Source organism: Candidatus Brocadia sp. (assembly GCA_021646415.1).
GTDB lineage: Bacteria > Planctomycetota > Brocadiia > Brocadiales > Brocadiaceae > Brocadia.
On the sequence record SOEU01000027.1, the window covers coordinates 26,664 to 38,321 of the forward strand.

Here is an 11,658-nt window from a genome sequence, read left to right on the forward strand (position 1 = left end):
AATTCATTTCGTCTGTTTATCAAAAAAAGATAGTTTTTCAATTTGATCCATAATCGAATTTGTAATCTCCACAATTCCTTTTTTGTTTTCCTTGTTTTCGATATTATCAAATACCTGGAGTCTTCCAAAGATTATTTTAATTCTGGAAATTTTCGGTATCTTGGCGCCCTTTGGTAATGCCTCGTAAGTACCGGAGATAAATGCCGGAATGACGGGTGCGCCGCTCTTTACAGCCAGAAAACCGATACCCGGATTTCCTTCCTGGAGACGGCCTTCCCTGCTTACCCCCCCCTCGGGGAAGATGCCCAGGACACCATTCTTTTTCAGCACTTCAATGCCTTCTTTCAGTGCGGCTATGTTGGAACCTTTCTCTTTTACACAGATGCAATGTAATATTTTAAAAAGCCATTTCCAACGACCCTCGTAGTAGAGTTCCGTCATCATAAAAGAAATACGTCTTGGAAACATCGATTGAAGTACGACAGGATCCATGTAACTGAAATGGTTTGCTGCCACAATCAGAGGCCCTTGAAGTGGTATTCTCCCTCTATTTTCAACCTCGGTGTGATAAAATATTTTTAATACAATTACGCCTATTGCCTTGAGCACAAAGAAGAAACAATTATTCAGAAAACCAGTGATCCTGGGGAAAATGCCATAAATACATGCACATATTTGATGATTCATCCCCTTTCGTCGCCATTCAGGAAAGAGGGGTTTCGTGTGATTTGTCCGGAAATTATGCATCTTTTGTTCCCTGTTGCAATATGGTATTCAGTTTGAAACTCCCTCATGCTACGATAATACCGGCCAGAAAAATGCCCGTGCCCAGATACAACATCAGTTTTTGACTGGAAATTATGGTTGTTGGTTTCCCTACAATCAGTATCGGTGCTACCATTGCAGCGCTTACAAAGATATCCTTTCAGGCAAATGTTCTTCCCCTTAACCCGTCAGGAGTGATCTTCTGGATATCCGCATTGATGGGGGGTAAGGAATGCCCCGCCTGCAATTCCTATAAAAAAGATAATGTACGAAGCAACGGTATATGATTCTACCAAAGAAAAGGTCATAATGCCAAACACTAGCTTCCATATGGTAGCGGCAGAGAACAGATAGGTAAAGCCGTCGAAGTACATAGATGCCCTGAATCCCACAGAATCAAAGATAATACAGCCCGCAGCAGTACCGGCCAAAACGCTTAAGAGCGCCGAAGAGGCAATGAGTGAATTTGCAAACAGAAGATGGCGGTCCTCAAAAGATTGGGAATTATTGAAAATTTTGCCGGCGAAAAGAGACAGGTAAAGATACCCATGACGAAGATCACAGGATAGGCAGGGGCAATATAAGCAGGGTCGTGAATTTGTGGCTACGTTTTCCCACCATGACCATACTGACCTTTGCCCTGATTTATAGCAAGTCAGGAGAAGTTGCCCCAGTAAATTACGCCAGGGGTTTACCGAAAAACAAGACCGATGGTTTTTAGAAGAGTAATTATTGGGAGTATATTTGAGGAAATCCAAGCCCCCCAATTAATCATGGGCTTTTTAAGACAAATATTTAGCCTCGTCTCTTCCCTTCTCCTCATGTACGAAATAGAATAGAGTTCCGCCTGCTATGAAGAAGAACGAAACCGATATGATGCCTGCTCGTGATGCAATATTACCACTGTAACCCATAGATTTTACCAGTAGACCGACTCCCCCAATGAGGACCGGGCCGATAACAACTGAGAATTTGCCGAGCATATTATAGAAGCCAAAGTACTCAGCTGATTTGTCGACAGGGATTATTTTTGCATAATATGAGCGACTTAGTGCCTGAATACCTCCTTGGACCAGACCAACGATAACGGCGAGGATAAAAAACTCTTTTTTGCTTTGAATAAAGGCACCCCAGATGGAAACAAACAGATAAACTGCAATGGCGATAAAAATGGCACGCCTGGCGCCTATCTTAACCCCAAGGTAACCAAATACTATGGCGGCTGGAAAACCAACGAACTGGGTGACGAGCAATGCAACGATTAAGTCGCTGGATTCGAAGCCAATGGAAATGCCATAATCCACCGCCATGTGTATAATTGTATTCACACCATCAATATAGAGCCAGTAAGCGACAAGGAACAAAAAAATAGTTTTCAAATGTCGGATCTTTTGAAAAGTCTCTTTTAATTGAGCAAAACCTGCCTTCACCACGCTTATACCTGTAGCCGAATCAGCTTTTTCATTTCTTGGCTCTTTCACAAAGAGGAATAGCGGAACCGAAAAGACTGCCCACCAGATACCTACGGAGAGGAATGAGAATTTTATAGTTTCTCCGGCATCTGCAAATCCGAATGTTTCAGGACTGCGGGTCATCCATACATTGAGAGTGAAAAGTATACCACCCCCCAGATAGCCCAGAGAAAAACCCAAAGCAGAAACAAAATCTATCTTCTTCTCAGATGCAACACCAGTGATCAATGCGTCATAGAAAATGTTACCTCCGGAGAACCCAATGGTTGCCAGGACATAGAACATGACAGCAATAGGCCAATTACCCTTTGAAACCGTGTATAGGGAAGAAGTCATCACCACACCCATGTAAGCGAAAAAAAGAAGAAACTTCTTTTTTGATGTTCCTTTGTCAGCAATAGCACCCAATACAGGAGCTGACAGACCCACAGTAACGCCGGCAATAGAATTTGCAAGTCCTAATCTTGCAGTACTTACGGTGGCATCAGCGCCGGCACTCCAGAATTGTTTAAAAAAAATCGGAAAAAATCCAGCCATGATCGTTGTGGCAAAGGCTGAATTGGCCCAATCATACATACTCCATCCGAAGATCGCTTTCTTGTCATCGAGCTGCATTGGCTATTTCCGCTGTTTTCTCATAAAAAGTTCTGCTTTGTAATTATGAATAGTAAAACACGATTTAACGAGAGATCGAAGGAATTTGGGTGACAATTCTGCGGGCAATGTGATTCACTAAAAAAGGGAACTTTATGGCATGTAAAATACCATCCGGCGGATGGCTAAAGCAAGAATTTTTTAATCCTTAATCCGGCGATAAAACAGCATTCCATTTTTAAGCTAGAAGATCAGTGAGTGATTTAAAATTGATTTTTAGTAATGATAAATTATAACATACGCTCAATACATACTATAGTTTTTTACTGAAACAGAATTGGATATGCGAAAAGTAATCATATTTTTTTCCAGTTGGTTAAATAATTACCATTTTCATGGCAGGACACAGGATGTGTTGTCATTTTATCGTATCATTGTACTGATTTCGATAATTTTTTATCCTTGATTTATCCCCTTGCTCCTGTTATTAGTTGTACTTGCAGATTCCTGGAATGGACAACAAGAGTTGAAACCGCAGATTTCACAGATTCTACAGATGGAAACTTTTTTTAATCCTTCATCGGTTGCCATTGTTGGCGCTACGGAAAAACCAGGCAGTTTACCGGGCATTATCCTGAAAAACCTCCTTGATAAGGGTTTTCAGGGTAAGATATACCCGGTAAATCCCAAATACGGGGCAGTCTTTGGCTTAAAATGTTTTCCCTCGATACTGGATATCCCGGATGAAATAGCACTAACGGTAATCGCCATCCCAGCGTCGCTGGTATTGGATGTCATAAAGCAACAGGCGCGCAAACGAATTCATCATGCCATAATTATCAGCGCTGGTTTCCGGGAAATGGGTGCCGAAGGTATTGAAATGGAAGAGAGGATCAGACAGGTTGCAATCGGAAACGACATCAAGATCCTCGGCCCTAATTGTTTGGGGGTTTTGGATAATTATACCAATTTTACCACCTCATTCCTGTCGTGGGAAAGGGTCAGCAACCCGAAAAAAGGTTCCCTCTCGATTCTCTCTCAGAGTGGTGCCTTTGCCGTGGCCCTGCTGGACATTGCAACACTGGAGGGATTAGGTATAGCCAGGATGGTAAACTACGGGAATAGAATCGACGTGGGGGAGTCTGCTCTCTTGCCATTTTTAAGAGATGATATCCATACAAAGGTAATTGCTATCTATATGGAATCAGTCGACCATGGAAGGCGGTTTATCGAAGCAGCTAAATCCTGTTCAAAGAAGAAACCTATTGTAGCGCTCAAGGTTGGAAAGGGTGCGGCCGGTATTGCAGCCGCCAAATCCCATACAGGCGCAATTGCGGGAAATTATGAAATATACAAAGCCGCATTCCTGAAATCCGGGATTATTGAGGCAAACGGTCTGGAGGAATTTATCGACGGTGTGAAGGCCCTTTCCATGCAGAATCCCCCGAAAGGAAACAGAATTCTCATTGTTACCAATGGCGGTGGCTTTGGTGTTATTGTGGCCGATCACTGTTCTGAAAACGGGTTGGAAGTACCGCCCCCTTCTCCCCTGTTAAAAGAGAAACTGAGAAGTAAATTTTCAACATTCTATGTGGTAAACAACCCTGTTGATTTAACCGGAAGTGCATGCGATAAAGACTATTACGACGCCCTACAGACGTGCATGATCGAAAGTGACGAATACGACGCTGCCATTATCATACCACTCATGGCGCCTCAGGGCATGACCGAGAAGGTGGTCGATCTTGTCACGGATACCATGAAACGATCGGGAAAGCCTGCAATTATATGCACGGTGGGAGGTGCATTTACCACGAAGGTAAAACAATTATTTGAAGAACGGGAGTTTCCTGTTTATCCCTCTCCTGAAAGGAGTGTACGGGCTATGTCAATGCTCATGAAAAGGAGAGTATTGCAGGAAGGCGCTGTGCATTCGGCAATATAAAAAATTACAAATCAAATGTTCCAAACTTCTTTTCCAATTTCTGCAATTTTTTTACAACCCCTTCACCCCCTAGTTTAAGGGGGATTTGGTTGAGACTATGCCGCTTCAGGGTATGCGCATCCAGACATTTTCTATAAAAACAGAAACCAAAAGAAGAAAAAGGCTTGCAATGGTGGGGAAGAGATAAAGGTCTTTTTTCTTGAGAACAGTTTCTATGGTAATCTTGTCCTTTTCGATTTTGTCGATCTCATTGTAAAATTTGGCAACCTCTTCAAAATCCTCTGCATGGTAATACTTCCCACCGGTTGACTCGACGGCCTCCTTTAACTCTTCAATATGTTCGGCTGCAACTTCCGGATCTACGCCGGTAACATCCGAAGCCTTTACCGCTACGACATATGCCTTTATTCCCATTCTTTTCAACAGGCGCAAGGGTCTGGTGGGTGAGATACCAATGTTGTATATCCCATCCGTAAAGAGGATGATAAGTTTATTTTTAAGCACCTCCCTTTGTTCCATTTCTTTGACGAAAGAAATGGCATAATCGGCAAGGTATTCTTTATTAATACTGTTTCTCAATTCTTTAATGGTAAATTGCTTTCCCATCTCTCTTTCAAACAGTGCCGAGATCGAGGTAAAGAGCCCTTCTCCAATGGCCGTTTGATAACCCACCTGAGAAGCTTGTACACGTTCCAGGGATTTTTCCAGTAACTGGGTTTCCATGGTAGGAATAACAATGAGGGCGGCATCCGTACCGAAGATCGTAATACCGATTAGGTCATTCGACCGTTTTTTAATAAAATCACCGACAACCTTTTTTATTGTTTCAATGGCCGTTCCCGTCATACTAAAAGAGGTATCTATGGAGAGGACGATCTCCCGTCCCTGCAGGGCAGTCTCCTCCTTGTAATACCTTGTCTGCGGATGTGCAATGGCCACGATTGCAAAGAACACCGCACCAAAAAAAACGGGTTTATTGAGACGGGCGATAATCCGTTTGGGCCCTGCAGGTTCTCTTATGTAATAGAGGCTGGAATACCCAAGAAACTTCTTTTCCCTCCAAAAGAGACATAATAAACCAAAGGGAATGAGAAGCAGAAAGAATAAGGGGTTGGCGAAGGTCATTTATCTGCACCTAACTCAAACGAGTCGGAAGAGACAAAATCCGAAACACGAAATTTGTGCGTCAACCCTGTCAGGGTTAATTTTATTTTTGCTAAAAGTGTCAAAATATTTTTTATAAGATCGTTCAATTAGACCCCGGGCAGCTTTTTCAATGTAGGGCGAAGAGGCTCTTCGCTCTACAAGTCGCATAAATAAAATGGAAATTCCTATACAATGGATTTACGATTTCAGATTAAGGGGTAAAGGGTAAAATGCTATTTAGGACCAGTCCATGCTATAATTCCTTCTGCCCCCTGCAACATTTTGTCAAATGCTTCTTTCTCAACGTGTTTTCCAAAAATAAGGCTATCGAGTTGTTTTAATACCGTTTGGATGGGAATTGAACTTTCTTCCGGGAGTCGTTTTTTTGTATCGTACTTCAGGAAATTCGACGTTGTGGCAGATTGTGCCGTTGCATTTGAAATGCCAATAAGCACACCGAGATACGTTCTTAATGCTTTATTAATATTGTAGACATTCTCTTGATTTAATGAGTCGTCTTCTGTGAACTGGGAAGATGATATGGCATTTTTTAATCTTTCCAGTGCAATTTGAGGAGTTTCACTTATCGGTTTTGGTGAAGCCGGTGATACCTTTCCAACGATAGAACGTAACGCAGTCACACCCAAAAACAAAAACAAAACGACACCAAGACTCATGGGCAAATATCCATGGGAAAACAGAGATTTTTTTGAATAGTACATTGGCCCTTTAATTCCTTCTAAAGGTACGTCTACTGCCTTCAGAAGACTGTTGACAATAATAGGGATGGCGACCGTCTTCACTTCTTTTGTCTCAATGGTGCCTGTTCCTTTGTCAGGCTTTGAAGGTGATTCCACATAATACAAAATCGTTAGCTCAGGAATTTCAGGGGTCTTTTTTTTCCCGCCCAGTTCATACAGTGAAAGGGTGTAATTGAGTACTATCTTTTCGATATTTCCTTCCGTAAACTGTTCTCTCTCCGTTTTTAAAACCTCAAACGGAGAAAAATTGAGTTTTTCAATGGTTTCCCACAATAGTTTCACATTTTTTTCGTGCCGGATTGTGAGGGCATAATTGACGCGGTCTCCGATGGTGATGACGTCCTTGTCCACCTTTCCTTCAACAAGAATAGGCACCTTTTTAACTGCAACAGGCGATGAAGCTGCCATGCCTTCGCTCTTATCAACCTCATTTCTGTAAGAAAGAGAAAGAGAAGGGATAGAATAAATACCATCTTTCATATCCGAAGGCAACGAAAGTGCATAGGTAATTATCAGATAATCATGTTCGTTATCAAAGATTTGGCGTTCTCCTATTATTACACCTTCCACCTTAAACGGGGAAAGATCGATTTTATCCACACTTTCCAGATTAACTGTCACCCCTAACTTCCACAAAACCTGAACGGTCAGATGCAGTGTCTTGCCCGTGATTATCCGGTAATCATCAATAAATGTCCATATTTCAAGCGGTTTATCCGTCAGTACCGGTTCTTGTTCTTGTCCCATTTCTGCAAGTTCCTGAGTTTGGAGTTGCTCTTGTGCATTGACATGAAGAATACCGTTTCCCCAAAACACAGCGCTGACACATAAGATGATATAAAAATACTTCATCGTCTCCTTCTCCCCCCCCTCCTGATACGTCTGTCGAAAAATTCAGAGATTTTTTTAATCCACATTTCCTCATTTTCCTCAGTAAGCAGTGCAAGATGGTCTATATTAAGTTTCCGAAACAAAGTCAGATAAGGTAAAGACTCTCTGCATGCGGTTGAAATATCAAGTGATTTTATCGTACCTGTCTCTATATCCTGAACAGCCAGAAATCCCCTCGCATCTGGCAAGGACGATTCCGTTCTGTCGGAAATAACAATTGGAATTACTTCGTGCAGATAAGATAGCATTTTCAGCGACTGTTCATAGTTATAAGGCGCCAAAAAATCAGATAATAGAAATACCAAAGCCGGGGGGGAAATTTTTTCGTGTAAAAATTGAAAAGCGTTATTTAAGTCGGTACGAGTACTCGACGGTGTTTCACGTAAAATATTTTTTACATTTATTAGCGCTTCCTTTTCTCCGGCTTTGGGCTGAATATAATTTTCCACCCTGTCAGTGAATGTAATAAAACCTATTTCATTACCAGTTTCCGATGCGGCATGGACAAGGATTGAGAGAATACTTGATTGAACCTCTTCCTTTGTATTAAGAAAAGAACCAAACTTTTCTGACCGGCTTTTGTCAACAAGAAATATGATGGTGACTCGTTTATCCACTAATTTCATGCGTACATGGAGTTTTCCGGTCTTTACCGTTGCCTTCCAGTCGATGGATTTACAATCATCTCCAGGCTGGTATTGCCGAAGCTCGTCAAGTTCCAGACCATGCAAAGCATTTACATAACTAGAGAATACCCCCTCGAAGAGGTTTCCAATCAATCGTTGTAACGAAAGCTTTATTCTCCTCTTCATCTTGTTTATTCCAAAATGGGAACCCGATGAAGGATTTTTTCAATGATACCGTCAGAATCAATGCCCTGGGATTCAGCCTCATGAGTGAGTATAATTCTATGCCGTAAGACGGGATAAGCCATTTTATGAACATGTTCCGGCAATACCATATCAGCTCCATGAATAAAGGCATAAACGCGGGCTGCTTTCGCTAGAGCAATAGTTGCTCTGGGTGATGCCCCGTACATTACGAGATTTCTTAACTCTCCATTCCCTTCTTCCGGTCTTGTTGCCCTAACGAGGCGTGTAATATATTTTACAATGACTGAGGTTTCTTCCAAAGGTAGCCATTCAGAAATTGTGTGCCTTAAAGAGATCACTTCTTTCGTGTCTAAAACAACGTCTAATTCAGCCTCCTCATCCCGAATCTGCCTTTCTGTAATTTCCCTTTCATCTCCATATGCCGGGTAGCGTACTTTTAGTTTAAACATGAATCGGTCTATTTCGGCCTCCGGCAACAGATACGTTCCTGATATCTCAATGGGGTTTTGAGTTGCCAGTACAAGGAATAATTTTTCCAAAAGATAGGTTTCCCTACCAATAGTCACCTGCTTTTCCTGCATCGCCTCGAGTAAGGCGCTTTGAACTTTTGCCGGCGCACGATTAATTTCATCCGCAAGGAGTAAATTGGTAAATACAGGCCCTTTTTGTATCCGGCTTTTCCTTGTTTCCGGATCCCACATTTCAAATCCTGTAATGTCACCGGGGATGAGGTCCGGCGTAAACTGCACCCGTTTGAATTTTGCATCTAATACTCGGGCAAGGGTTTTTACCGTTATAGTCTTCCCGAGCCCCGGATAACCTTCCAGGAGGATATGGCCGTCCGAAAGGAGCGCAACAATGACAGTCTCAATCATTTCTTCCTGTCCGACAATAACCTTTCCCACTTCCTTTTTTATCTTTTCGACCTTTTCTTTGATAAAATCCCTATCATGCACTAGTGTTTTTGTCCGTGTCTTCACAGTTTTCTATCCCCCATCTTGCCGCAGCAAACCGCGGCCAAATTATCTTACATTTATTTCCATTTTGGATGTGTCCGAGTTGGCGGGGATAAACCGCCACATCACAGGTTATTTTCAGCCAACACGCATTTTATTTTTAGATTGAATTATATAGTTTCCTTTTTTTGTTTACAAACAAATTATGGTTCTTTTATTACAACTCAATGTAATTTCATTAAGATACAACTAACCACAATAAATTTTTCCAAACAAGGAAATCTTCGTACATATATTGGCATGCCATATGCTCTTATGGCTGTCGTTTGTTTCTTTGTAGAATTGTATTGACAGCAAATTTAAAAATGTGTATATACTGAAAATTTAATTCATAAATTATGAAAAAGGCAAATTCAATTACCGTTTAGTTTGATAAATTTAATTCATGGAAAGGGGTTTGAAAATGACATTTTCAAAACCAAATGCGTCTGCAGCAACACGTACAAAAAACAGAACACCTAACGATAGAACACATGCCAGCGGCATGTGTTCGGTTTGTGTGGATGAGTGTCCAGGCTTATGCGAGATCGGGAAATCAGCCTTCAGGGCATCGGAAAATTTATATCCACAGCCGTTCGGAACTATTACGGCCGGGGCAGACAAGGAGTATCCCGTAGACTTTTCCCATTTAAATATTATGGGAACTGCCGTTGGAGCGGTAGGAATAGAGGCTAACAGCGACAAGGCAATTTTTGAGAACGTAAGCGTAGAAACACGGTTAGGGAAAGACAAGGGGATTAAACTAAAGTTACCTATTGTGATTCCAGGGTTGGGGTCAACGAAAGTTGCCAAAACACATTGGGACGGGATAGCTGTCGGTTCCGCAATTTCTGGTACGGTTTTAACTATTGGTGAAAATGTGGGTGGTATGGATGTAAATTCCAAGTTCGAAAATGGAAAGATAACGTACTGTCCCGATATTGAGTATCGTGTAAAAGCCTTTCAGGATTGGCAACAGGATGGCTATGGAACAATTGTACTACAGGAAAATGTAGAAGATTCCCGATTAGGTGTAGTGGAGTATGGCGTTTCAAAATTGGGTGTTCAGGCCGTAGAATTGAAATGGGGGCAAGGTGCCAAAGATATTGGGGGGGAAGTTAAGATTGATAGCCTGGAAAAAGCGAGAATGTTGAGAGATCGTGGTTATATTGTACTCCCTGATCCGTATGACAATACGGTGGTGTCTCTTTTCGGGAAGGCATTTAAAGAATTTGAAAGGCACTCCAGGGTTGGAATGGTATCGGAAGAGGGGTTTGTAAAAAGGGTGAAAGAATTACGGAAGGCAGGCGCAAAATATGTTTTCTTGAAGACGGGCGCTTATAGACCGGCAGATCTGGCCAGGGCGGTTCGTTATAGTTCTATCGCCGGTGTGGATGTCCTAACAGTTGATGGTGCCGGTGGTGGTACGGGCATGAGTCCCTGGCATATGATGAATGAATGGGGAGTACCAACCTTATATATCGCATCTCTTACGTATAATTATGTACATAAATTGGCATCAAAAGGGCAGTACGTTCCGGATATCATCCTTGCCGGCGGCTTTGCCTTTGAGGATGATATCTTTAAAGCTATGGCACTTGGCGCACCGTATGTAAAGGCTGTAGGAATGGCACGCCCGCCACTCTGTGCTGCCCATGTGGGAAAATTAATTGCCGAGCAAATCAAGAAAAACAGCGTTGACAAGACTGTTGAACCTTATGGAAAAACACTGGAAGAAATATTTGTTCTGGCATCCAGGGTAAAAAAACTATTCGGTGCCAATGGTCGTGAGGTACCTCCCGGGGCAATTGGTGTTTATTCATATTATCAACGTTTATCCCAGGGACTGCGACAATTGATGTGCGGCGCAAGAAAGTTTGCCCTGGAATATTTAACAAGAGACGATATTGTAACTCTGACTCGTGAAGCAACTGAAGTAACCGGGATAAAATACATTATGGATGCAGACCGTGAGGAAGCTGAACGGATCCTCATGGGAAAAGAAAAACCTGCTAAACCAGCAGCAAAGGTAAAACCAAAAGTATCCCCAAAACCTGTAGCAAGGAAAAAGGGTAAGGGTAAAAAATAAATCATAGTAAATTTTATTATTACCAGTACTTTGTTAAAATTTAAGCGGCGAATTTTTTCTTCAGTCGTTTCAATTTGATTTTAAAATAGTCACGAGCAAGATTTTCGTTCTTTGAGAGAGTGCTTGTTGAGGCAAATTCAAGCAGGGAATTAATAGCCTGTTTGAAT

At 42.0% G+C, this 11,658-nt stretch carries 9 protein-coding genes; 2 read left to right on the plus strand and 7 right to left on the minus strand.

Annotated elements, in window-relative coordinates; genetic code table 11:
- Nucleotides 1–3 precede the first annotated feature (3 nt).
- The 3 genes from E3K36_15635 to E3K36_15645 form a co-directional block, all read right to left on the minus strand.
- A complete protein-coding gene (locus tag E3K36_15635; GenBank protein ID MCF6156625.1) occupies nt 4–747 on the minus strand; it encodes a 1-acyl-sn-glycerol-3-phosphate acyltransferase in 744 nt (247 codons plus the stop codon).
- 206 nt (nt 748–953) lie between these two features.
- Nucleotides 954–1,196: a hypothetical protein gene (locus E3K36_15640; GenBank protein ID MCF6156626.1), complete on the minus strand. Its 243-nt coding sequence runs from the start codon at nt 1,194–1,196 to the stop codon at nt 954–956.
- Nucleotides 1,197–1,547: 351 nt separating this feature from the next.
- Nucleotides 1,548–2,852 (minus strand): MFS transporter, encoded by a 1,305-nt coding sequence (locus E3K36_15645; protein ID MCF6156627.1) that lies wholly within the window; start codon nt 2,850–2,852, stop codon nt 1,548–1,550.
- A 535-nt stretch (nt 2,853–3,387) separates the two neighbouring features.
- Here E3K36_15645 and E3K36_15650 point away from each other — a divergent pair.
- Nucleotides 3,388–4,776, plus strand: coding sequence for a CoA-binding protein (locus E3K36_15650; GenBank protein ID MCF6156628.1), 1,389 nt, complete (start codon nt 3,388–3,390; stop codon nt 4,774–4,776).
- Nucleotides 4,777–4,881: 105 nt separating this feature from the next.
- Here the strand turns inward: E3K36_15650 and E3K36_15655 are convergent, their stop codons facing one another.
- From E3K36_15655 to E3K36_15670, 4 genes are all read right to left on the minus strand, one after another.
- A complete protein-coding gene (locus E3K36_15655; GenBank protein MCF6156629.1) occupies nt 4,882–5,901 on the minus strand; it encodes a VWA domain-containing protein in 1,020 nt (339 codons plus the stop codon).
- 254 nt (nt 5,902–6,155) lie between these two features.
- Nucleotides 6,156–7,535, minus strand: a complete 1,380-nt coding sequence (locus tag E3K36_15660) for a hypothetical protein (GenBank protein ID MCF6156630.1) — start codon at nt 7,533–7,535, stop codon at nt 6,156–6,158.
- Complete coding sequence (locus E3K36_15665; GenBank protein MCF6156631.1) at nt 7,532–8,386, minus strand: DUF58 domain-containing protein; 855 nt, start codon at nt 8,384–8,386, stop codon at nt 7,532–7,534. Before E3K36_15665 ends, E3K36_15660 begins: the two co-directional genes overlap by 4 nt.
- Nucleotides 8,387–8,391: 5 nt before the next feature.
- Entirely contained in the window at nt 8,392–9,387 is a 996-nt protein-coding gene (locus tag E3K36_15670) for an AAA family ATPase (protein ID MCF6156632.1), read from the minus strand.
- Between the two features lie 439 nt (nt 9,388–9,826).
- Between E3K36_15670 and E3K36_15675 the strand changes: the two genes are divergently transcribed.
- Nucleotides 9,827–11,491 carry an FMN-binding glutamate synthase family protein gene (locus E3K36_15675; protein MCF6156633.1) on the plus strand — a complete coding sequence of 555 codons (1,665 nt, stop codon included), beginning with the start codon at nt 9,827–9,829 and terminating at the stop codon, nt 11,489–11,491.
- The last annotated feature ends 167 nt before the right edge of the window (nt 11,492–11,658 follow it).

What these genes read in the sequence shown, in the direction of transcription:
- E3K36_15635 (MCF6156625.1), bottom strand. Translation starts at nt 747, where the DNA reads ATGCATAATTTCCGGACAAATCACACGAAACCCCTCTTTCCTGAATGG.
- E3K36_15645 (MCF6156627.1), bottom strand. Translation starts at nt 2,852, where the DNA reads ATGCAGCTCGATGACAAGAAAGCGATCTTCGGATGGAGTATGTATGAT.
- E3K36_15650 (MCF6156628.1), top strand. Translation starts at nt 3,388, where the DNA reads ATGGAAACTTTTTTTAATCCTTCATCGGTTGCCATTGTTGGCGCTACG.
- E3K36_15655 (MCF6156629.1), bottom strand. Translation starts at nt 5,901, where the DNA reads ATGACCTTCGCCAACCCCTTATTCTTTCTGCTTCTCATTCCCTTTGGT.
- E3K36_15660 (MCF6156630.1), bottom strand. Translation starts at nt 7,535, where the DNA reads ATGAAGTATTTTTATATCATCTTATGTGTCAGCGCTGTGTTTTGGGGA.
- E3K36_15665 (MCF6156631.1), bottom strand. Translation starts at nt 8,386, where the DNA reads ATGAAGAGGAGAATAAAGCTTTCGTTACAACGATTGATTGGAAACCTC.
- E3K36_15675 (MCF6156633.1), top strand. Translation starts at nt 9,827, where the DNA reads ATGACATTTTCAAAACCAAATGCGTCTGCAGCAACACGTACAAAAAAC.